This window comes from Kitasatospora sp. NPDC002965 (assembly GCF_040611255.1).
Classification (GTDB): domain Bacteria; phylum Actinomycetota; class Actinomycetes; order Streptomycetales; family Streptomycetaceae; genus Kitasatospora.
Map to the genome: position 1 here is coordinate 1 of NZ_JBEXNT010000117.1, position 21,461 is coordinate 21,461.

The 21,461-nt window shown below is 70.4% G+C and carries 16 protein-coding genes; 7 read left to right on the forward strand and 9 right to left on the reverse strand.

Translation table 11 applies throughout. The features are described 5' to 3' along the window. Positions 1 to 49: 49 nt before the first annotated feature. The 4 genes from ABZY91_RS32525 to ABZY91_RS32540 form a co-directional block, all read right to left on the reverse strand. Positions 50 to 931, reverse strand: a complete 882-nt coding sequence (locus ABZY91_RS32525) for an SMP-30/gluconolactonase/LRE family protein (protein WP_355406609.1) — start codon at positions 929 to 931, stop codon at positions 50 to 52. A gap of 310 nt (positions 932 to 1,241) precedes the next feature. Beyond that, a complete protein-coding gene (locus ABZY91_RS32530) occupies positions 1,242 to 2,069 on the reverse strand; it encodes a carbohydrate ABC transporter permease (RefSeq protein ID WP_355406611.1) in 828 nt (275 codons plus the stop codon). Further along, positions 2,066 to 3,064 carry a sugar ABC transporter permease gene (locus ABZY91_RS32535; protein WP_355406613.1) on the reverse strand — a complete coding sequence of 333 codons (999 nt, stop codon included), beginning with the start codon at positions 3,062 to 3,064 and terminating at the stop codon, positions 2,066 to 2,068. Before ABZY91_RS32535 ends, ABZY91_RS32530 begins: the two co-directional genes overlap by 4 nt. Beyond that, positions 3,061 to 4,344, reverse strand: coding sequence for an ABC transporter substrate-binding protein (locus ABZY91_RS32540; protein ID WP_355406615.1), 1,284 nt, complete (start codon positions 4,342 to 4,344; stop codon positions 3,061 to 3,063). The genes ABZY91_RS32535 and ABZY91_RS32540 overlap by 4 nt, the downstream gene beginning before the upstream one ends. 113 nt (positions 4,345 to 4,457) lie before the next feature. On the opposite strand from ABZY91_RS32540, the gene ABZY91_RS32545 reads away from it, so the two are divergent. The 4 genes from ABZY91_RS32545 (at position 4,458) to ABZY91_RS32560 (ending at position 11,095) form a co-directional block, all read left to right on the forward strand. Further along, positions 4,458 to 5,693 carry an ROK family protein gene (locus ABZY91_RS32545; protein WP_355406617.1) on the forward strand — a complete coding sequence of 412 codons (1,236 nt, stop codon included), beginning with the start codon at positions 4,458 to 4,460 and terminating at the stop codon, positions 5,691 to 5,693. Positions 5,694 to 5,728: 35 nt separating this feature from the next. Next, positions 5,729 to 7,882: an alpha-galactosidase gene (locus ABZY91_RS32550; RefSeq protein WP_355406619.1), complete on the forward strand. Its 2,154-nt coding sequence runs from the start codon at positions 5,729 to 5,731 to the stop codon at positions 7,880 to 7,882. A gap of 760 nt (positions 7,883 to 8,642) precedes the next feature. Further along, positions 8,643 to 10,139, forward strand: a complete 1,497-nt coding sequence (locus tag ABZY91_RS32555; protein ID WP_355406621.1) for a hypothetical protein — start codon at positions 8,643 to 8,645, stop codon at positions 10,137 to 10,139. Between the two features lie 287 nt (positions 10,140 to 10,426). Further along, on the forward strand, positions 10,427 to 11,095 hold the full coding sequence (locus tag ABZY91_RS32560) for a GntR family transcriptional regulator (RefSeq protein ID WP_355406623.1): 669 nt from the start codon (positions 10,427 to 10,429) through the stop codon (positions 11,093 to 11,095). A 539-nt stretch (positions 11,096 to 11,634) separates the two neighbouring features. Here the strand turns inward: ABZY91_RS32560 and ABZY91_RS32565 are convergent. The 3 genes from ABZY91_RS32565 to ABZY91_RS32575 form a co-directional block, all read right to left on the reverse strand. Next, entirely contained in the window at positions 11,635 to 12,951 is a 1,317-nt protein-coding gene (locus ABZY91_RS32565) for a sugar ABC transporter substrate-binding protein (RefSeq protein ID WP_355406625.1), read from the reverse strand. 363 nt (positions 12,952 to 13,314) lie between these two features. Continuing rightward, the gene (locus ABZY91_RS32570; RefSeq protein ID WP_355406627.1) at positions 13,315 to 13,920 is read right to left on the reverse strand and encodes an SGNH/GDSL hydrolase family protein; all 606 of its coding nucleotides are present in this window, start codon (positions 13,918 to 13,920) and stop codon (positions 13,315 to 13,317) included. A gap of 1,059 nt (positions 13,921 to 14,979) precedes the next feature. Next, complete coding sequence (locus ABZY91_RS32575; protein WP_329875854.1) at positions 14,980 to 15,414, reverse strand: hypothetical protein; 435 nt, start codon at positions 15,412 to 15,414, stop codon at positions 14,980 to 14,982. Between the two features lie 361 nt (positions 15,415 to 15,775). Here ABZY91_RS32575 and ABZY91_RS32580 point away from each other — a divergent pair, with 361 nt between their 5' ends. Next, on the forward strand, positions 15,776 to 17,596 hold the full coding sequence (locus ABZY91_RS32580; RefSeq protein ID WP_355406649.1) for a glycosyl hydrolase family 18 protein: 1,821 nt from the start codon (positions 15,776 to 15,778) through the stop codon (positions 17,594 to 17,596). A 363-nt stretch (positions 17,597 to 17,959) separates the two neighbouring features. After that, positions 17,960 to 19,123, forward strand: a complete 1,164-nt coding sequence (locus tag ABZY91_RS32585; protein WP_355406629.1) for a C40 family peptidase — start codon at positions 17,960 to 17,962, stop codon at positions 19,121 to 19,123. Positions 19,124 to 19,437: 314 nt separating this feature from the next. On the opposite strand, the gene ABZY91_RS32590 is transcribed toward ABZY91_RS32585, so the two are convergent. Together ABZY91_RS32590 and ABZY91_RS32595 are read right to left on the reverse strand one after the other, a co-directional pair. Next, positions 19,438 to 19,707, reverse strand: a complete 270-nt coding sequence (locus ABZY91_RS32590) for a hypothetical protein (RefSeq protein WP_355406631.1) — start codon at positions 19,705 to 19,707, stop codon at positions 19,438 to 19,440. 210 nt (positions 19,708 to 19,917) lie between these two features. Continuing rightward, positions 19,918 to 20,598 carry a phosphotransferase gene (locus ABZY91_RS32595; protein ID WP_355406633.1) on the reverse strand — a complete coding sequence of 227 codons (681 nt, stop codon included), beginning with the start codon at positions 20,596 to 20,598 and terminating at the stop codon, positions 19,918 to 19,920. 283 nt (positions 20,599 to 20,881) lie between these two features. On the opposite strand from ABZY91_RS32595, the gene ABZY91_RS32600 reads away from it, so the two are divergent. Further along, entirely contained in the window at positions 20,882 to 21,445 is a 564-nt protein-coding gene (locus tag ABZY91_RS32600) for a hypothetical protein (RefSeq protein ID WP_355406635.1), read from the forward strand. The last annotated feature ends 16 nt before the right edge of the window (positions 21,446 to 21,461 follow it).

The following is a 21,461-nucleotide window of genomic DNA, read 5'->3' on the forward strand; positions in this document are numbered from 1 at the left end:
CGAGGCCACGCCCCCCGGGGGGCGTGGCCTCGTCGCCGTCGGCGGGCGTTCAGGTGAGGCGGGCCGCCGCTGTGGGCAGGCCCGCGCAGGGGGCGGGCAGGAGAAGGGTGCGGCCGTCGACCGGGCCGGGGGCGTTGAGGCCGAGGGCGGCGGTGGTGACGTAGAGGTCGGTGAGGTCGGGACCGCCGAAGGCACACGAAGTGGGCTGCCGGGCGGGGAGGGCGAGAACGCGCAACAGGTCGCCGTCGGGGCTGTAGTGACGGAGGCGGGCACCGCCCCACTCGGCGGACCACACGTTGCCGTCCCGGTCGACGGCCATGCCGTCGGGCACGCCCTCGTCGGGACGGAGCCGGGCGAGGAGCCGCGGTGTGCCCAGGGTGCCGTGCTCCAGGTCGTAGGGGTAGGCGTCGATCCGCCGCAGGGCACTGTCGGCCAGGTACATCACGGTGCCGTCGGGGGAGAAGGCCGGGCCGTTGGGGATGGTCAGGCCGTCGAGGATCTTCGTGACGGAGCCGTCGGTGTCCGTCCGGTAGAGCGAACCGGAGCCGGGGGTGGCGTCGAAGGCCATGGAACCGGCGACGAACCGGCCGCGGGGGTCGGCGCAGCCGTCGTTCATCCGCATGCGGGTCGGGGCGCCGTCCTCGGGCCGGTCGATCCAGTCGGGCCGGCCGTCGCGGAGGACGGCGATGCCGGTGTCGCAGGCGGCGATCCAGCCGCTCCCGTCCTGGAGCGGGGCCACAGCCCCCAGGGGTACGTCGAGGGAGAGCAGGCGACGGGTGGCATCGGTGGCGGGGCGGTGTTCCCAGAGTTCGCCGGCGAGGAGGTCGACCCAGACCGTCCGGTCGTGGATCCAGCGGGCGCCTTCGCCGAGTTCGTGGGGGTTGCCGAGAGCGCGGGGCACGCCCCGGGAGGGCAGGTCGGTGGGGGACACGGACGGCTCTTTCGGTGGCGGGGCGGCGGAGTGTGGTGTCGGCGCGCAGAACGGGCGCCGCGACCCGGACCTCGTTGCCGGGGTCGGCGGCGGAGGCGGGGTCGCGGCTCTTGACGGTCTGTCGGGCGGCGGTGCGCCGGACGAGGTGGGTGGCGAAGTTGTCGGGTGTGGGGATTCGTCGTGTCGGGGCCGCCCGGTTCCCGGGGGACGGGAAGCATGTGTCATCAGGGTCCAAGACGATGACACATGCCGGGTCCGGGGGGCAACGGGTACTCCTCTCGCTCGGGCCGATGCCCGGGCTCCGGGGGTGTCAGCCCTTGGTCGCGCCGCCTGTGAGGCCCCGGACGAAGTGCTTCTGGAACGCGAGGTAGAACACCAGGACTGGCAGTGTCGCAAGGAACATGAACGCGAACACGGCGCCGAAGTCCTGCTGGTAGGGCCCGATCGACCGGTAGATGCCGACGGTGACGGTGTTGCCGGCTCCCGGGCCCAGCACCAGCAGCGGAGTGAGGAAGTCGTTCCAGACCCACACGCCGAGGAAGATCAGCACGCTGGCCGACGCCGGGCGCAGCAGCGGGAAGACCACCTGCCAGAAGATGCGGAACCGGCCCGCCCCGTCGACCGCCGCGGCCTCCTCCAGTTCGCGGGGGATCGTGCGGATGAAGCCCATGAAGACGAGCATGGCGAACGGCAGGTAGTACCCGACGTTGACCAGCACCGCGCCCGGCATGGTGTGCAGTAGCCCGCCGGCGTCGAGGACCCGTGTGATCGGCAGCATGATCACCGCGGGCGGGACCATCAGGCCGGTCAGCATGACGCCGAGGACGGCGCGGCTCCACCAGCGGTCGGACCGCACCAGGTGGTAGGCCGACATCGCGGCCAGGACGGTGGTGATGAGGATCGACGCCGCCGTGAGCGTGGCGGAGTTGGCGAGGCCGTACCAGTAGAGATCGTCCGGCCGCGACAGTACGCGCCCGATGTTCTCCAGGGTGGGTGGGGTGGGGAGCGCCAACGGCGAGGCGACGACGTCGGCGTTGGGCTTGAAGACGTTGACCAGTGCGACGTACAGCGGCAGGGCGAAGAACGCCGCGGTGCCCGTGGCCAGGAGCGGGCGTACCCACGGGACTCGGGACTTCACAGGTTCACCTCTCGTCGTTGCAGGAGCCTGAGCGTGGTCACGCTCGCGACGGAGACGATGGCGAGCATGATCCCGGCCATCGCCGAGGCCATTCCGGGGCGTTGTTCGGCGAAGGCGGTGCGGACGACGTCGAAGGCGACGGTGGCCGTGCCGTCGGTGCCGGGGCCGCCGTTGGTGAGGACGGCGATCTGGTCGTAGACCTTGAACGAGCCGATCATCAGCATCACGGTGTTGATCGTCAGCGCGGGCGCGAGCATCGGCCAGGTGATCGCACGGAAGCGTTGCCAGGGGCCCGCTCCGTCCAGGCTCGCCGCCTCGTCGAGCTCGACGGGGATTCCCGCGAGTCCTGCGAGGTAGACCACGACGGCGAAGCCGAGTGTCTGCCACACCATGACGAAGGACACCGAGTAGATCGCAAAGGACGGATCCGTGAGCCACCCCGGTGGGTTCTCGATCCCGAGCGAGGTGAGCGTGCTGTTCAGCAGGCCCTTGTCCGCCAGGATCGAGCGCCCGATCACCGACACGACCACGGAGGAGAGGATCACCGGGGTGAAGTAGACGCTGCGGAGGAGGCTGTAGAGCCGGCCCGGCCTGCTCAGCAGCAGGGCGATCGCGATACCGAGCAGGTTCGTCAGAACGACCACGATCACCGTGATCACCACGGTGTTCCACAGGGAGTGCCGGAAGCTGTCGTCCTCAAGCAGAGAACGGTAGTTGTCCAGGCCGACGAACGAGGTCTCCCGCCGGGTCGCGCGCTCGTCGGTCGTCCCGATGTAGAGGGTCCAGAGGATCGGTACCAGGACCACCGCCGTGAAGACCGTGAGGGTCGGCAGCACGAAGGCCGCGAAGGCCCCCGCCGACGACCACGTCCGGGCGGAGCGCCTGCGGGACCCGCCTCCGGGTCCGGCCGAGGCCCGGCCCGGCGGCGGCCGGCGAGCCGGTGCCGCCTTCTCGGCGACGCTGTTCCTCGCGCCGGGGGAGGAGTGGAGCGTCACTTCGAGAGTTCCTTGTATCCCGCGTTCAGCTTGTCGGCGAACCCGGCCACGTCCGAGCGGCCGTTGAGCAGGTCGGTCAGTGCCGAGTCGACCTTGACCATGAAGCCCGACGGCAGGGCCGGCACGCCGCCCTCGCTGCCGAAGGCCGGCGTCACCGTGCCCGCGGCCTTGCCCTTCTTGTAGAGATCGAGGGTGGCGTTGTACAGCGGCGGCAGGTCGGAGGGGGGCTGGTAGCCCTTGAGGGCCACGAACAGGGCGTCGTTCCGTGCCCCGCCGTCGGCGTTCTCCCTGGAGAACTCGATGGCCCACTTCTTGGCCTTCGCGACGTCACGGGACTTGGCACTCACCGACAGTCCGCCGCCGGTGTACGTCGGCACGACGATCGAGCCGTCCTGCGTGGGCATGGTGAAGACGCCGATCTGCTCCTGCTGGGTCTTGTCCGGGGCGGCCGGGAACCACGAGCCCATCGGGAACATCGCGCCCTTGCCCGCGAGGAAGTCGCCCTGGGCCTCCGCGTAGGTGGCGGAGAGGTTGACGACGTTCTCCTTGCCCGCCAACTCCTTCATCTCGGTCGCCGCCTTGAGGAAGAGCGGGTCGGTGAAGTCGGTCTGCCCGGAGACCAGCTTGTCGAGCCACTTCGGGTCCTTCGCGTAGACCTCGTTGGCCACCAGCTGGGAGAACGTCCACCGCGGTCCGAGGCCGTCCGGCGCGCCGCCGCCGATGACGAGCGGCTTGATTCCCGCCGCCTTCAGCTTTCCGACCGCGGCGAGCAGGTCGTCCCAGGTCTTCGGCGGCCCGGCGATGCCGGCCTTCTCGAACGCCGCCTTCTGGTAGTAGATCTGCCACGTCTGCGAGTTGGTGGCGAGCTGGAAGACCTTGCCGCTGAAGCTGTTCGAGGTCGGGTCGCTCCAGTCCGCGAGCTCGCCGAGGCCGAATTCCGCGAGCTTGCCCGCCTGTGCCAGTCCGTTCGGGTCGACCGCGACCATGATGTCGGGCAGCCCGCCGGTCGAGTCGAGCTGACGCGCGTACTCGTTGCGCTGCTCGGCGCTCGGCGCGACCAGCTTCTCGATCTTCACTCCCGGCACCTTGGCGCTGGTCCTGGCGATGATGTCGTCCCAGTACGCGGCGGTGAGGTTGGGGGTCTCGAAGGTCAGCAGGCTCAGCTTCACGTCGCCGCCTGCCGCGCTGTTGCCCGTCCCGCTTCCCCCGGCGGCACAGCCAGTCAGTGCGACGAGGCCCATCACCGTGGTGATCGCCACACGGTTGGTCAGCTGTCTCATGGTGCTCTCCTTCAGCGTCGAACCCGCTCCGCGGGCATCGCCCGAACCTGCTTTAGATAAGCAAGTTGCTTTTCAATATTGCTGAGGAGGGTCAATCTAGATAGCCTGTTGCCGTGCGTCAAGACACTCGTCAAGCCCAAAACCGTGCGACTTCGACCACCCGCTCGGGCGATGCCGGCCTGCTGCGCAGGCTCAACCTCTCGGCCGCGGTGAAGGCCTTCCTCACTGCGGAGTCGTTGACGGTCGGCGACCTGCGCTCGGCCATCGGCGTCTCGCGCCCCACGGCCGAGGAACTACTGAACGCCCTGCTGGAGGAGGGTTTCGTCCGAGAGGCGCCCGGGCCCCCGAAGGTCGACCGATCCGCGGGCCGGCCCGCTCGGCACTACGGGGTCGCCGCCGAGAACTTCAACGTCGTCGGGGTCGACATCGGTGCTCACAAGGTGGCCGTGATCATCTGCGACCTGCGGGGGGAGGTCGTGTCGCTGCGCAAGCGCGACGTCGACCCCGCTCTGGGAGCCGCCGAGCGCATCGACGCCGCAGCGCGTCTGATGGAGGCCACGCTCCGGCAGGCGAGGATGGGGCGGGAGCGCGTCCGTTCCGTGGCCTGCGGCATCACCGGAGCGGTGACCGACGGCTCGTCGGTCAAGGACGTCCGCACGCTCTCCGCGGGCCGGGACCTCAACGTCTACTCGCTCCCCGGCTTCGACCGGATCGATGTGGTCGCCGAGGTCTCGGCACGCTTCAGAAGCGACGTGCTGGTGGCCAACGACATCCACCTGGCGGCGGTGGCCGAGCAGTGGCGGGGTGCGGCAGCCGGGGCACGCGACCTCGTCTACATCCACGCCGGTCGCCGCATCGGCTCGGCGATCGTCATCGACGGGCGCATCCACAACGGCCGGCACGGTCTCGCGGCGTCCGTCGGCTCCCTGAAGATGCTCGGATGGCCGGAGGCGATGTCCGAACTCGACCGCGAGAGTCGCAGGCTCGCCGGTCCGACCACCGGCGAGTCCACCGGCGAGTCCACCGGCGAGGGTGTCCGAGCGCTCTTCGAGGCGGCCACGACAGGTGACCCCGCCGCGATGCGCACGGTCGACGTCCTCGCCGAGGCCCTCGCCCTCGGAGCCTCGACCCTCGTGCACGCCATCGACCCCGACCTCGTCGTGCTCGGCGGCGGTCTGTCCCGCACGGGAGAGGTGCTCGCCGCTCCGTTCCGGCGGCACCTCGCCGCGACCTCCTTCGACCCGCCCGAGTTTCGCGTCTCCCTGCTCGGCGACGAGTCCGTTGCGCTGGGCGCGGCCCGGCTGGCCCTCGACGACATCGAGAGCCGCCTTCTCGGCGGGCAGACCTGACATCGTCCTTCCCTCTGTACCAATGGAGCTGCCTGATGATCGAGCCCGGGCGCGTTGCCGCCCCCGTACCCACCGACCCCGTCGCACTCTCCGGTTCCGGCGGGGCCGAGACGACGACGATCGTCCTCCTGCCGCGGGCCGACGGCCTGCCCGACATCGGGTGGGTGGGGCCGAGGCTGGGGGAGGGGGACGTACGGGCCCTGACCCCGCCCGCCTCGGTCGAGACCACGGCCTGGAACAGCTGGCTGATCGGCTCACCCGTCAGCCTCCTCCCGGAGCACTCGCGCGGCTACCTCGGACGGCCCGCGCTGCTCGGTCATCGCGTCGGTCCCGACGGCCCCGGCGGCGACTGGTCCACCGCGTTCGGCCCGGCCTCCGTACGGTGCGCTCCGGGCTCGCTCGCGGTCGAGGCGACCGACAAGTCGGCGGGCCTCGAACTCCGCTTCGAGGCCGAAGCCGTCGCGGGAGGCGGCCTGCGGCTCCGACACCTGCTGACCAACACCGGCAGCGGCCCGTACGTGGTCGACGCGCTCGACGTGGTCGTCCCCGTTCCGCCCGGCACCGGCGAGATCCTCGACTTCACCGGGCGCTGGGCCCTCGAACGGCAGCCTCGGCGCCGGGCCCTCGCCGACGGGCACTGGGTCCGGGAGCACCGCCGGGGCATGCGCGGCCTCGACGGCACCGGCCTCGTCGTGGTCGGCACGCCGGGCTTCGGCTACGGCAACGGCGAGGTCCTGGGCGTCCACCTCGCCTGGAGCGGCAACCACCGGTACGCCGTCGAGCAACTCAGCTCGGGCACCGCCGTCGTCCGGGCGGGCGAGCTGTTGCATCCGGGCGAACTGGTCCTCGCCGAGAACGACACGTACGCGATGCCCTGGGTGCAGGTCACCGCGTCCACGCGCGGGCTCGACGGCCTGGCGGACGCGACCCACACCTACGTCCGCTCGCTGGAGGCCCATCCACCCGCACCCGCACCCGTCATGTTCAACCCGTGGGAGGCCGTCTACCTCGACCACGACCTCGACACACTGACCGCCCTGGCCGAGATCTCGGCCGCGTTGGGCGTCGAGCGCTTCGTGCTGGACGACGGGTGGTTCACGAACCGAACCTCCCTGAGCGACGGCCTTGGTGACTGGGCCTCCGACCCGGGAACGTGGCCCGACGGACTGACACCGCTGGTGGACCGGGTGCACGAGCTGGGGATGGAGTTCGGCCTCTGGTGGGAACCGGAAGCCGTCAATCCCAACGCGGCGATCTTCCGCGACCACCCCGACTGGATCCTGCGTACCGGCGACCGCCTGCCGGTACTCGAACGCGACTGCTACCTGCTCGACCTCAGCCGCCACGAGGTACGGGCACACCTCCTCGACGCCTTCGACCGCCTGGCGGCGGATCACCCGATCGACTTCGTCAAGTGGGACCACAACCGCGACCAGATCGACGGCGGCGACTCGCGCGGCTCCGGGCGGGCCATGGCGCGGCGGCAGACCCTCGCCTTCCGCGACCTCCTCGACGAGCTGGCCCGACGTCACCCCGGAATCGCGTGGGAGAGCTGCGCCTCGGGAGGCGGCAGGATCGACCTGGACGTGCTCGAACGAGTCCAGAGCGTCTGGACCTCCGACGTCACCGATCCGCTGTCCCGCCAGTCCATTCAGCACTGGACCGCCCAGCTCGCCCCGCTGGAGTACCTCGGCGCTCATGTCACGGCGCCGCTCTCCCACCAGACCGGTCGGACCAGCACCCTGGACCTACGGGCGGCCACGGCCCTGTTCGGCCAGTTCGGCATCCAGTGGGACCTCAGGACGGTACCGCCCCACGAGCTGGACCGCCTCGCCCGCTGGATCGAGCTCTACAAGCGCCACCGCGTACTCCTGCACACCGGTCGGCTGACCCGTATCGAGCTGCCCGACGGCCTGCTGTCGCACGGCGTGGTCGCGCAGGACCGGTCCGAGGCGCTCTTCTCCTACGCCCAGCTCGACGAGATCGTGCACGTGCCACCACGGCTGCGCATCCCGGGTCTCGACCCGGCCCGGAGCTACCGTGCCTCGGTCGTCGCGCCCGCAGACCCTGCGGTGGTCTGGGAGGTGACGGGCATGCAGGCTTCCGGTGCGGCGCTGGGAGCACTCGGACTGCCCGGTCCCGAGCGCGCGTCCCAGAGTGCGGCACTGGTCCATCTACAGGCGATATGACCCGGCGAAGCCACCTGCTCCGCGAGGAGGGCGACCACCGCACAGCCGGCGCCGACCCCCGCGAGCGGATCGTCTGACCCTCCGCAAACCTGGCTTCCGCTTCCCAACGCCCGGACGAGAGGCCGCTCGCCGCCGCCGGAGCCGACAGCGCCCACCGTCCGAGCCGGCCCCTGCGCCTGATCACGGAACACGATCAGATGCAGGGGCCGGCTCCTTTCGAGATCACGAACGCGAACACATCAGGATGCCCCGAGAAATGAAGCGGCAACACATCTGGCGCTCCTTTCGTATATCGCATATATTTCACGCACGACTCCGGATGCCGTGCCGACGTGACAGCACGCCGTTCGGGGGCCGGACTTGGAGCCGGATCACGACCGGCCTCTCCCTGCTCCCGCACGTACCTGGACGGCCGACCCAGCCGCAGCCCGTCCCACAAGAGACGCGCCCACGGCGCCGCCGCGCAGTTGATCCGTCGGCATCTCCCGACGGTCCGCTCTCGCGCCGCTACCACGGTCCGACCTCCCCGACAGCCGGCCTCCGGAATCAGTAGGCCCGAGCACCGCCACACCCCGAAGCCCCTTCGGTGCGGACCCCGATCGGCGCCCGTTGCCCGGCGTCGTCGAAGCACCGCCCGCGGGAGCTTCGTACCCGCCGTCCACACCGGCATCACCCCCACCGGAGCCGGCCTCCCCCTCGCCCACGGCGACAGGCCACCTCCAGCCCCCACCCCACCCCCATCCCCCCGCGGAGACAGAACATGACCAGACCCGAGCCTCACGGCATCAGCCGCCGCTCCATCCTGCGCGGAGCGGCCGTCGCCGGCGCCGGAGCGGCCATCACCCCGCTGCTCAACCTCTCCACCGCCACGGCCGCCACGGCCGGCAACTACACCATCCGCTTCGACCGGGCGCGCAAGCAGACCATCCTCGGCCTCGGCTTCGAGATCCAGTCGGACTCGATCGGCTCGGGCAACAACGGCCTGCCGGCCACAGTCTCCGGCGTTCCCTACGACCTGACACCGGCCGAACGGACCCGCTTCTACCAGCAGTTGGTCATGGGTGACCGCACCGACCGGGGCTTCCGCTACTGCCGGCTCGCGCTCGGGCTCTACCATCGCGGTCTCGATCCCACGGGCAAGCACATCATCGACCGCTACCCCGGCCAGACCGCCCTGCTCGCCGACATGATCAACAGCAGTCGCATGGAGGGCGTGGCGGCCGAGTACTGGTCACCCGCCCCCGGCTGGAAGAGCAACAACTCCTACGTCAGAGGCAGTCTCGCGTCCGTCGAGCCGGCGTTCCTCGACCAGTTGGGTGACGCCATGGTCGGCGACCTCGACTACCTCTCGGCACGCGGTGTTCCCATCTCCATGTGGGGCCTGCAGAACGAGCCGGACGCGGAGAACACGTACTCCACGTGCCAGTACACGCCCGAGGGGTACCTCAAGACGTTCAAGGCCGTCGCACCCAAGGTCAAGGCCCGCTACCCCCGAGCGATGATCCACGCCGACAGCCGGGACGGCTGGGAGAGCCCCTGGGGCAAGGCCGTCGCGGCCGACCCGGTGGCCCTGTCCTACGTCGACGCCTGGACCTTCCACCGCGTCGGCTCGCCGAGCAACGAGCAGATGCCGAGCATCAAGCCGATCGGGAGGGACTACACCTCGGGAGCGCTCGGAAGGCCCGTCTTCAACAACGAGTTCGAGTACCTCGACAACAAGACCAGCGACGACAGGACGATCAACACCGCCCAGTCGATCATGAACTGGATGACCTTCCAGAACTCCCCCACCTGGTTCTGGCTGCACGCCCTCAAGCCCACCACCAACGCCGAATCGCCCGGCTACTCCCTCGGCTTCTGGCGCCCGCCGAGCGACACCGACTTCAGCCCCAACCACTTCCCCGACCTCCCGGTCGGCCACTGGACCTGGAACCCCCAGAACTGGAACGCCATCGCAGGCTTCGTGAAGTACATGCCGTGGAACTCGGTGCGCTACCACGTCGACGAGTCCGCCGAACTCGGCGACCAGCGGATCATGGCGTGGAAGACCCCGGAGGGCAAGCCGGTCTTCGTCATCACCAACCGCTCAGCCACCCAGTCGTTCACCTACACCGTCAACACCCAGACGACCGCCGTCTTCCAGGGCCACCGCTACGGCCCGGCCACCAACAACCAGGACATCCCCGCGCTCACCGGGCCCACCCTCACCATCACCGTCCCGCCGCGGTCGATCGAGTTCTGGGTCCGCACACCCTGATTCCCGGCCCGCACCTGAGCCCGACGCGCCACGGTGCACATGGCTGACGAACGCCTCCCGGCCGGATCCGGGGACCGGGGCGACCGGCCGCCGGATCAACGTGATCCGCAGGTTCTGCCCGGGAGGCGTTCGCCGCATCCGCCGCCGAATGAAGGGTGCATCGAACTTGGTACACGAAGATCCTGGACGATACGTCCGGGGCGAACCGGATGAAACCCCAGGCTGAGGTGATGAATTCACCTCGGGGGGGAGGGCCGGATCGTTGGGATATCGCATACCATGAACGAATGGAGCGAACCAGCTGGGCGGAGCGCATCCCCGCCGTGAAGAGCAAGGCCGACCTCGTCTACGAGAGCCTGTACAACGCCATCGCCCAGGGGGGTCTGCGACCCGGCGAGCGGATCAACATGGACGAACTGGCCCGCCGGTTCGGCATCAGCAAGATCCCCGTCCGCGAGGCGGTGAAGCGGCTGGAGTCGGACGGTCTGCTGGTCTCGCGGATGCACGCGGGCATCACCGTGACCCCGATCGACGTCGCCGAGATGCGAGGCGTCTTCCTCGCCCGCGAGGCCATCGAGGCGCTGGTCGGACAGCTCGCGGCCGAGCGTATCGACGACGCCCGGCTCGCCGAACTCAAGAGCATCCAGCGGGCGATGCACGACGCGCTGGCCGCGGGCGCGCTGGAGAAGATGGCCGAGCTGAACTCCCGCTTCCACCGGACGCTGGCCCAGAGCGCGGGCTACCGCGTCCTGCACGACCTCACCGAGCAGCTGCTGTTCACCATCCGCCGCTACCGCATCACCGCGCCGATGGGCGACCGGGACTGGCGCTCCGTGGCCGCCGAGCACGACGTGATCGTGGACGCGCTGCGTCGGCGCGACCCGGTCGCGGCCGCGGACGCGGTACGCGCGCACATAGGCTCGCAGGCCGTGCACGAGGTCGAGTGCGCCTTCTGAGCTGATTGAACGTAGGCGATATCCCTGCCCCGGCCCGGTGTCTCCGTGCCCCAGAGCTATCCGTGCAGGCCGACGACCTGTTCCTTGCCCGCGCACCCGCAGGATCCTGGCCCTTGTGAGCGGCGACGCTCCGGCGCCGGCCCGGGTGCGGTTCTCACCCTGTTCGCCTGTGGCATCGATGCCGTCGAGGTGTCACCGAACACCGCCCGCGCCCTGAAGGTCCTTGAACGGGCCTGAGCGCCACCCGGCCCCGACACCGCCCCCGGGCGCCCGTGAGCCCCTCGCGCTCCTGCCTCCCGCCCTCCGCGTCGGCGAGCCGGTTGCGGCCGGGGCAGCCTCCGCAGGTCCGACAGGCGAATGCCACAGGCCCGACCGGGTGCCTGTCTCCAGCACCTGGCCGGGCTCGTGCTACCCGGTTCATCCGTGCGACTACCGGGGAGCACGTGGGTCCTACTCCTTGACCGCGCCGCCGAGGGGGTGCTGCGCGGGGAGCCCGGTCGCCCTCGTCACAGGTCTCCCTCGCCCCTTGCCGCGGTCCGTCATTCCTTGCCGAGGGCCTGGCCGACCGCGTCGTCGATGGTCTTCAGTGCCTTGTCGACGGGGACCTGGCCGTTGACGCCGGCCACGATGTTGGCCTTCTGGGCGTCCCAGCGGGCCTGGAAGGCGTGCCGGTCCTGGAGCAGCAGCTCGGGGGTGTTGCGGGCGAGCTGTTCGAAGATGGCGTTCCAGTTGGGGTCGGCCTTGGCCTTGCCGTCCACGGTGGCCTTCACGGCCGGGTCCACCTTGCCGAGGTCGTACGGGAAGATCCCGTAGTACTCCATGTACTGGGCGCTGCGCTCGGGGGAGGCCAGCCAGCGCATGAACGCGCCGGCGCCGGCGGGGTTCTTGCTCGCGGAGCCTGCGACCAGGCTCTGGCCGCCGACCATCGAGCAGCCGCTCTTCGGACCGGTGGGCATCGGGGCGACGGCCCACTTGCCCTCGGTCTTGGCACCCCCGAGCTTGATGCTGGCGATGACGGACTGGTTGAACGGGAACATCGCGACGTCGCCGCTGATGAAGCCGTTGAGGGCGCTGGTCCCGGTGGGGGAGATCTTCTCGGTGTAGAAGGACTTCATGTAGTCCATCGCGGTGCGTCCGGCGTCGGTGTTCTGGGTGGAGGTCTTGAAGTCGGGGGTGGTGAGGGTGCCGCCGGCCTGGCAGAGGAAGCTCTCCCACACGGAGTTGATGGCGTTGAGGTGGTCGTCCATGCCCTTGAACTGCCAGCCGGCCACCTTCTTCCCGGCCTCGGCGGACTTGGCGGTGATGGTGGCCGCGGTGGACTTCAGTTCCTCCCAGGTCTTCGGCGGGGCGGCGATGCCGTACTGCTGGAGGATGTCGGTGCGGTAGAGCATGACGCCGACGTCGAAGGAGAGCGGGACGCCGTACATCTTGCCGCCGTACTCGTCGACCTTGGCGAGGGGGAGGAACTTCTCGGTGTCGGCGGCGGTGTAGCCGAGCTTGTCGAGCGGGGCGAGGGCACCGGACTTGAGGTAGTCGAGGTCGAGGCCGTTGTTCATCAGCCAGACGTCGGGGCCCTTGCCGGCGGCGACGGCCTGCTTGATCTTGTCCCGGCCGTCCTTCCACTCCAGCAGGGTGAGTTCGACCTTCACCTTGCCCTGGGAGGCGTTGAACTCGTCCACCAGTTCCTTGACCTTGCCGTCCTGGCCGATCCAGTACGGCATCGACCAGAACTTGACGGTGGTCGGCCCGGCGGACTCCGAGGACCCGCCGGTGGAAGAGGAACAGGCCGAGGCTGCGAGCGCGACGGCGGAGGCCAGCGAGACGGCGGCGGCGAGTCTACGGCGGAGTGGTGCCATGAGGGGGTCTCCTTGTGCGACGGGCAGCGGCCGGGCCGGCCGTCCCGGAACGTGCGGGGGCAGGGAGAGGCCGGGGCGATCCGGCCCAGAGACCGGCCCCAGAGCGGTGCGGCGTAACGTCGAAGCAGCAAGCTGGAGCCTTGCCCGAAACTTATGCGATATACGAAATGGCCGCCAGGGGTGTTGCCGTTTCGTGTTCTTGGCCAACCGGATCTCTCTCGGGCCGAGCCGGGGGATCGGTGGCAGGCGGCGCCATCATGCCGACGGCTCCGCAGACCCGCCCGGCGGCCGCACCCTGCCGCCACCCGTACGGAGCGGCGACGGCGCGGTCGTTCCGGGCGGGTCTGCGGAGCGCGAGCGGCGTCACGGGTGGATCAGTTCGCCCAGCCCCAGGGTGCGCAGCGTGTGGTTGGCCATGTGCAGGTGGCCGACTGCGTTGGGGTGGATGGGGTCGTCGAGCCACTCGCCCGGGTCGCCGTCGGGGAAGCGGGCCAGCCAGTACGCCTCGTGGTCGACCAGGAGGGAGCCGGTGTCGTGGGCGATGTCCCGGACGGCCTGGCAGTAGGCGGGCAGGTCCGGGTGGGTGGTCCGGGCGGCGGGGCCGGTCGGGACGGGGGTCTGGAGGATGATCTGGGCACCGGGGGTGCGGGTGATGATCTCGCGCAAGCCGGAGTGGAAGGCGTCGAGCCCGACCGCCCCGGCGTGCGCGTCGTTGGTGCCCAGGGAGATCGAGAGGATGTCGGGGGCGAACCGGCCGATCAGATGGTGGTAGGAGCCGAGGACGTCGGCGGAGGTCCAGCCGGACACGCCGGTGTTGACGACGATGTCCGTGCGGCGGTCCAGCTGTCGCCGCACGCGTTCGTGGAGGTGCTCGACCCATCCGCGGGCCCCTCGCGTGTGCGTGCTCGCCTGGGTGATGCTGTCACCTGCGGTCACCCAGGTCATCGGCGCTGCCGACAGATCGATCATGCGTGTACCTCTCGCCTCGTTCGGATTCCGGACGCTGTTGCGGACGCACGCGGAGTCGGCGGCCTCGACGGGCCGCACCGCGGCGCAGTGGTGGCGGCCGGCCGGATCATCCGGGCGCACCATCCGACGCGGACTCCCCTGTGCGATCTACGACAGCGATGCTTCGAGATCAGGACCTGGCCGGCCGGACGCCCGCGCTTCCACGTTCACTTCACCCCCGACCGGCCCCACCTGGACAACATCCTTGCGGTCGACGTGAGGTGGGTGCAGTGCGCCGCCCATACGATTCTGTTATCCGCCCCATCAGTAATTCGGACCTTGCCGCCGTCGGCCGACGGGCCGAGAATCGGACCCCACGCGCTCCCGGGGAGGGGGCGGTGCCGGCGACGCGGTCGACGTGAGCGGGAGCAGCCTCGCCGACCGCGCCGCGGTCGTCCGCAGACCGAACGCCGACGCTCCGGGCCGGGGCTCCGAGTTCGGACCGCTCGCAGACGGTCACACGCGCGTCGCCCACAGCCTCGGCGGCCTCTACCTCGCCGCGGGCGCCACCCTGGACGGTCGGTTCGAACAGCCCCCATGGCGGAAGCGGCCCCCAGGCGTTCGTCCTCGGCCGACATCGTCGCGTCCACCGAGGTGCGAGGTCCGCGGCCCCTCTCGACTGGCGGGCAGTCACCCGTTCGTTTTCCCTCGGGAGAAAGGGACTTGGCGGCACAGTCCGTTCGCCGGATGCTCCGAACTCACGTGACCTTCGCCCGCCGGGATCGCTGATCTGACGTGCACGAATTACGGCCGGTTCATGAAAGTCTGGCCGCTTCGCAACCGGAGGGAGCGGCGGCGTGTCAACATCCAGCAGCCCGAAGCCCGTTGCGCGGTGGTCGTCCTCGCCTCGCCCGCGTCAGGCCGGTCCGCTCCGGTGACCTTCCGGTGGGCAGGAAGGGTCCCCGCCGCAGTGCGCCGAGGCGGGGACCGCGTCGTGTGCGCCCGGGCGGGCCCCGGGGGCGGGTCAGGTGCGGGCCGGTGGATCGGCCGACTGCGGGGGAGGGCAGGGGGAACGGGCGGTCACGGACGGGGGTAGACGCCGCACGACGTGACCGGTTTGCCGTTCGCGTCGTCGAGGCAGACCCCGACGTACGAGCCGCCGCCGACGACATCGGCGGGAAGCGTGGCGGGCACCGAGGTCACCGTGTTGCAGTGCGTACTGCTGCTCCTGGGGCCGAGCGGGTTGGCGTAGCCGTCGAACACGCTGTACCACGCCCTGCGGCAGCCGACGGACTTCAACGTCCCGGTGAAGCCCACCGATCGGTTGTACCAGGTGAGGGTGCCGGAGATGTAGCTGCCGGCGCCGTCGGCGACGTGGACCGGGGTGGTGGGGTAGGCGGCGGCCGTGGCCGGAGGTGCCGCGACGGCCGGTGCGGTCAGTGCGGCGGACGTGGCCAGGCTCGCCACGGTGAAGAGGGTGAGTGCAGTTCGGCGCAACACGGCGTTTGTCTCCATTGGTGGGAGTTTGCGGGGAAGACGCCACAAGGTTGCCCGCAGCCCTTGCATGTCAACCCTGACGGAGCTCGACGTCCACGGACGGCCCCGCCGGCGCCGGGGCGGCGCGAAGCCGGGTGGATTTCGTCCGTTGTCGTCCGCTTCGTCTTCGGACGGACCGTCAGGAGGCCCAGGGGGACGTCCTTGTCGGCAAAGGTCAGGTAAAGGAAAAATGGTCTGGACCTCTTGACGGCTTGGTCTGGACCTTTCTAGTCTCGCCGGAGCACCCTGCGAAGGACGTCGCGCAGCGTGCGACCACGGACTCCCCCACCCCTGTCCGCCCCCACGTCGAGGAGCCCCTCTCTTGAGTACTCGCTTCGCCATGTCGAAAAAGAAGTTGAGAGTCGCCGCAGCCGGTCTGACCGCGCTCGCCCTTCCGCTGGTCGCCGTCGTAGGCCTGTCCACCCCCGCCCAGGCCGCCACCGCCGCCACCGCCACCTTCGCCAAGGGCTCCGACTGGGGCTCGGGGTTCGACGGTAAGTGGACGGTGAAGAACACCGGCACGACCACGCTCACGTCCTGGACCATCGAGTGGGACTTCCCGACCGGCACGAGCGTCGCCTCGGCCTGGGACGCCACGGTCACCAGCTCCGGCACGCACTGGACCGCCAAGGACAAGGGCTGGAACGGCACCCTCACCCCCGGTGCCTCCGTGACCTTCGGCTTCAACGGCGCCGGCCCGGGCGTGCCCAGCGGCTGCAAGCTCAACGGCGCCTCCTGTGACGGCACCGACCTGCCCGGCGGCAACCAGGCGCCCTCCGCGCCCGGCACCCCGGTCGGCTCCGACGTCACCGACACCTCGCTGAAGGTGTCCTGGACCGCCGCCACCGACGACACCGGCGTCAAGAACTACGACGTCCTGCGCAACGGCACCAAGGTCGCCACGGTGACCGGCCTCAGCTACAGCGACAGCAACCTCACCGCGGGCACCAGCTACGACTACACCGTCGTCGCCCGCGACACCGCGGACCTGACCGGCCCCGCCAGCGCCCCCGGCAGCGTGCGCACCACCGGCGGCGACGTCGTCGTCGGCGACAAGGTCAAGCTCGGGTACTTCACCAACTGGGGCGTCTACGGCCGCAACTACCACGTGAAGAACCTGGTGACCTCCGGCTCCGCCGCGAAGATCACCCACATCAACTACGCCTTCGGCAACGTCCAGAACGGCAAGTGCACCATCGGCGACGCCTACGCCGACTACGAGCGCGCCTACACCGCCGACCTGTCGGTCGACGGCGTGGCGGACACCTGGGACCAGCCGCTGCGCGGCAACTTCAACCAGCTGCGCGAGCTCAAGCGCCTCTACCCGCACATCAAGGTGATCTGGTCCTTCGGCGGCTGGACCTGGTCCGGCGGCTTCGGCCAGGCGATGCAGAACCCGGCCGCGTTCGCCAAGTCCTGCCACGACCTGGTCGAGGACCCCCGCTGGGCCGACGTCTTCGACGGCATCGACCTCGACTGGGAGTACCCGAACGCCTGCGGTCTGACCTGCGACACCAGCGGCGCCGACTCGTTCAAGAAGATGACCCAGGCGATGCGCACCGAGTTCGGCCGTGACCTGGTCACCGTGGCCGTCTCCGCCGACGCCTCCCCGGGCGGCAACATCGACAAGGCCGACTACGCCGCCGGTGCGCCGTACCTCGACTGGATCAACGTCATGACGTACGACTTCTTCGGTGCCTGGGCGGCGAAGGGCCCGACGGCCCCGCACTCCCCGCTCACCACGTACAACGGCATCCCGAAGGCCGGCTTCACCTCGGCCGAGGCCATCGCCAAGTACAAGTCGATCGGCGTGCCGGCCGACAAGCTGCTGCTCGGCATCGGCTTCTACGGCCGTGGCTGGACCGGCGTGACCCAGTCCGCCCCGGGTGGCACCGCCACCGGTGCGGCGGCCGGTACGTACGAGACCGGCATCGAGGACTACAAGGTCCTCAAGAACACCTGCCCCGTCACCGGCACGGTGGCCGGCACCGCCTACGCCCACTGCGGCACCAACTGGTGGAGCTACGACACCCCGGCGACCATCGCCTCGAAGATGGCGTGGACCAAGGCCCAGAACCTGCGCGGCGCCTTCTTCTGGGAGTTCAGCGGTGACACCGCCAACGGCGAGCTGGTGAACGCGATCCACAGCGGTCTCCAGTAACACCTGCACCACCGTCCGACCGCAGCACCACAGCACCACAGCACTGTACGAAGCGGCCCGCCGGCCATCCGCCGGCGGGCCGCCGTGCTGTGTCGGTGCCCGCAGCCGTCGAGAAGGTGCGGTTGTTTCCGGGCGGCCGCGAGGCGGCGGCGAAGGTCCGGGAGGATGCGTCGCGCCGGTGCACCCACCCCGGACAGGGTGAAACCGTCGGCCTACCCGGCCTACCCGGCCTGGACGGCTCACGGGGCAGTGACGTCACGATCACGGTGCCCGCGCCATCCGGCCCAGCTGATATCGCCCGATGAAGTGACAAGCGGGTGTCACTCGGTCCGGGGCCGTCCGTGCTCTGACTCCTTGGGACTGGTGACCTCCTCATTCCTCGGGACGTGCCGTCGTGGCTCGGTGGGCCTGATCGCCGCAGCCGTTCTCTGCTCGTCGGCCGTCCTCGGTGCGGGAACGGCGCGAGCCCAACCGCTGCCCGTTCCCGTCCCCGTGCCGTCGCCCGTGCCGTCGCCCGTGCCGTCGCCGTCCGCCGGCGCCGCGCCGCCGGACGAGGGGCTCGCGCCGCCGACCGGGCCGCTCGGACCGGACGGAGAGCCGGCCGCGGTGGCCGAACCCGGCCCGGCCCCGACGGCGGAGGCCGTCCGGGAGTGGACGGACACCGCGTTGGCGATCGTGGAGGGCGAGGCCCGACTGACGGCCGTGCGGGACACGGCCGTACGCCTCCGTCAGGACGCCGCCGCCGCCGTGGCGTCCGCGGACGCCGGGCGGGTCCGGCAGGAGGTGCTGGGAGATCTGCTCAGCGGGTTGGCCCAGGCCCAGTACCTGAACCACGGGATGGTCCAGCTGGCCGCCTTCCTCAGCTCCACACCCGAACAGAGCCTTGAACGATGGCGGGGCGAGCGGCTCAGCGACGACGCCCTCGCCGACCGCTACCACGATGCCGAGGAGGTGCGCCGGGCCCGGGCGCAGCAGGCGGATCTCGCCCGTGCTGCCGAGTCGGCGGGCGCCGAGGAGGTCCACCGGGTCGAGGCGGACCAGGGCGGTCTGGTGCAGCGGCAGGAGAGGATGCGCGCGGATCTCGCGGGCCGGTTCGGGGACGGGGTCTGGCAGCCGGGGGCGTACCGGAACTCGGCGCCGGCCGACGGCCGGACCGACCCGGTCGCCCAACGCGCCGTGGCCTACGCGCTGAGCCGCATGGGCAGCCCCTACGTCTGGGGCGCGACCGGGCCGACGGAGTTCGACTGCTCCGGCCTGACCTCGAAGGCGTGGGAGGCGGCCGGTGTCACCGTGCCCCGGACCAGTCAGGAGCAGTGGGCGCAGCTCCCGCGCGTTCCGAGTGGCGCTCCGCTGCGCCCGGGTGACCTGGTGGTCTATTTCGAGGAGGCGACCCACGTCGGCCTGTATGTGGGTGACGGGTTGGTGGTCCACGCGCCCCGGCCCGGCACGGTGGTCCGGCTCACCGCTCTGCAACGGATGCCGGTCGCCGGAGTGGTGCGGCCGGAGCCTTCACCGCCCCGGCCGTAGCGTCTCGTCAGGCAGCGGGCCGTCACCCGTCTTCACGACATGGCCGTGCCCTCGCCGAGGAAGTCCCTCACTCCCGATTCCGGCCGATTCCCGGTATGGGACACACACTGTTCTCTCCCGGCCTTCCCCGGCAGCTCGGCGAAGTCATTCGCGAGCACACCGTGTAGAGAACGGAAGGTCGAGCGTATCCCCGTCCACGGCCCCCCGAATGCCGTCCGGCGGTGCTCGCCCGTCATCGGCGGTGTCCGAGTCCCGCAAGGGGCGCAGCCCGTCAGGCACACCGGGCATCCGGAACGGGGGCCGGTGCGGCGTGACTACTGCGACGCCCGCGCTGCTGCCCCCGCGGAGGTGACATCCAGGTCGATCACGACCTCCTCACCCTCCCAGCGGCCGCGCTCCGAGATCACCAGGCCGATCAGTGCCAGATCGCCGGCCTGGTCCCGCAGCGCGTACTGCTCGTGGGTCTCCTCGCCGAGGTCACCCAACTCGTCACGCTCCCAGGCATCCACCGCGGCCTCGGCCACAGTCCTGGGCAGTCGCACGGTGACACGGCCGACCTGGGCGTCGACATGCTCCCCGATCACTGCCAGCACCTTCGAGTCTTCCCGATACCGGACGTACTGCTCCTGATCCACCACAGGGCGAGGCTACTCGGACTGCTGCAGCCGTCTCGACCGAATTGACCCGGCGGGCCTGCGGCGGTCATGGCAGTAGCGTTTCGCCGGCCCCGGCCCCGACCCTGGCGGCTCGCAGGCGGTCACGACCGCCGCTCCTCCGACCGGCCGACACGCGGGCTACTCCCGCCAGCCCGCTGTCGTGGCGGCGCGTTCCCGCCACTGCCTCACACCCGGGCCGTTCGACTCCCAGCGGTCGCAGAACCGCTCCAGGTCGGCGCACCTGGCCAGCATGGCGGCCTGGCGCACCGGCCAAGCGGGCACAGGTCCGCCGTAGGCGTCGAAGAAGTGGCCGAGCTCCTGGCGGTGCTCGGCGTGGTGCATCCGTACGATCCACTCGCACCAGGCCAGGTCCTCGACCGCGTCGCCGAGGTGGGCGAACTCCCAGTCGACCACGGCAGTGACCCGGAACGCATCCGGGGTCACGGGTGCCAGGAGCAGGTTGTTGGGCCCGAAGTCCCCGTGGACGAGCACCTGGCCGACATCGTGGGTCTCCGCCCCAAGGATGCTCGGCGCGATCTCGTGGATGCGGCGCAGCAGTGCCCCGCAAGCCTCCAGGACCGGAGCCGCGCTACCGGCCTCCATCAGTTCCTGGCCCGGGGTGCCGGTGACGAACCCGAGGGAGAGGATCCCGTTGTCCAGACCGCGTACCGGAGGGACGGGCAGCTTTCCCTCCAGCCGGGTCAGCAGCGTGTGCTCCCGCGCGCGCCGGAGCCCGGCATCGGGACCTTCATAGGTCTTCTCCACCACCGATCCGTCGCCGACGGTGCGGTTGGTGTAGCCGTGCTTCAACGGACGCATCCACAGATCATCGATCACGACGCCGCGTGGTTCTGCACCGGGCCCGAGAGGTCGGCGTCTGCGGACGAGGTGAGGCGAAGGAGGACGAGGAGGGAAGGGGTGGCCCGTCCGATCAGATGTCGGGTCTCGTCGTGTGGCGGGACCGGCGACGTTCGACGGCGCCGTCGCGACCGAACGCATGGCCGCGCCCCGTAGTACAGTCCGCGAGGACGATCACCGGGGGGAGCGTATGACAGCGATACGTCGCAGGCGGATTGCATGGTGGCTCAGAGGTCTGGCGTTGGTGACTCTCCTGGCGTACCTGCCGGGCTGTCAGGCCTCGCGCTCGGGCGGTCTGGTGGAGGTCGAGCGCTGGTTCAACCGCCCGGTGCTGCTGATCGGGGCAGCGGTCCTGCTGATCGGGGCAGCGGTCCTGCTGATCGTGGTCTCGGTGGTGGTCGAGTTCGAGTTCCGCTCCAGGTGGTCGCAGATCGGCTTCGCGGCTGTCCTGGTGGCTCTCGGCTTCGTCGGGCTGCCGATCGCCCTCCTGTCGTTCGCGATGGGCGAGGACGGTCGGGCAGTCGACCGGAAGGCCGATCCGAACCACCCGGACCACGTGCTGACCGCGACCGACATCGCCTTCTCGATCGACCCGGTCTACCGCGTGGAGCTGCTGACCGGCAGCGGGTGGTCAGCCCGCCACTGGGATCTGGGCGTGTGGGAGGAGGCCGGCGGACGCGGCTTCTTCAAGAGTGCCAAGTGGTCCGGGGCGGACGAGATCACCGTGTTCGCGGAGAAGGAGACCACGGTGTTCACTGTGGACCCGGTCAGTGGCCGTCCGAGCGAGCCGAGGGCGGTGGCCCGGTAGTCCGCTCGCCTGACAG

Bases quoted from the DNA above. Each gene is read 5' to 3' on its own strand.
- ABZY91_RS32540 (WP_355406615.1), bottom strand. From the start codon at position 4,344: ATGAGACAGCTGACCAACCGTGTGGCGATCACCACGGTGATGGGCCTC.
- ABZY91_RS32550 (WP_355406619.1), top strand. From the start codon at position 5,729: ATGATCGAGCCCGGGCGCGTTGCCGCCCCCGTACCCACCGACCCCGTC.
- ABZY91_RS32555 (WP_355406621.1), top strand. From the start codon at position 8,643: ATGACCAGACCCGAGCCTCACGGCATCAGCCGCCGCTCCATCCTGCGC.
- ABZY91_RS32560 (WP_355406623.1), top strand. From the start codon at position 10,427: ATGGAGCGAACCAGCTGGGCGGAGCGCATCCCCGCCGTGAAGAGCAAG.
- ABZY91_RS32565 (WP_355406625.1), bottom strand. From the start codon at position 12,951: ATGGCACCACTCCGCCGTAGACTCGCCGCCGCCGTCTCGCTGGCCTCC.
- ABZY91_RS32570 (WP_355406627.1), bottom strand. From the start codon at position 13,920: ATGATCGATCTGTCGGCAGCGCCGATGACCTGGGTGACCGCAGGTGAC.
- ABZY91_RS32575 (WP_329875854.1), bottom strand. From the start codon at position 15,414: ATGGAGACAAACGCCGTGTTGCGCCGAACTGCACTCACCCTCTTCACC.
- ABZY91_RS32580 (WP_355406649.1), top strand. From the start codon at position 15,776: ATGTCGAAAAAGAAGTTGAGAGTCGCCGCAGCCGGTCTGACCGCGCTC.
- ABZY91_RS32595 (WP_355406633.1), bottom strand. From the start codon at position 20,598: ATGCGTCCGTTGAAGCACGGCTACACCAACCGCACCGTCGGCGACGGA.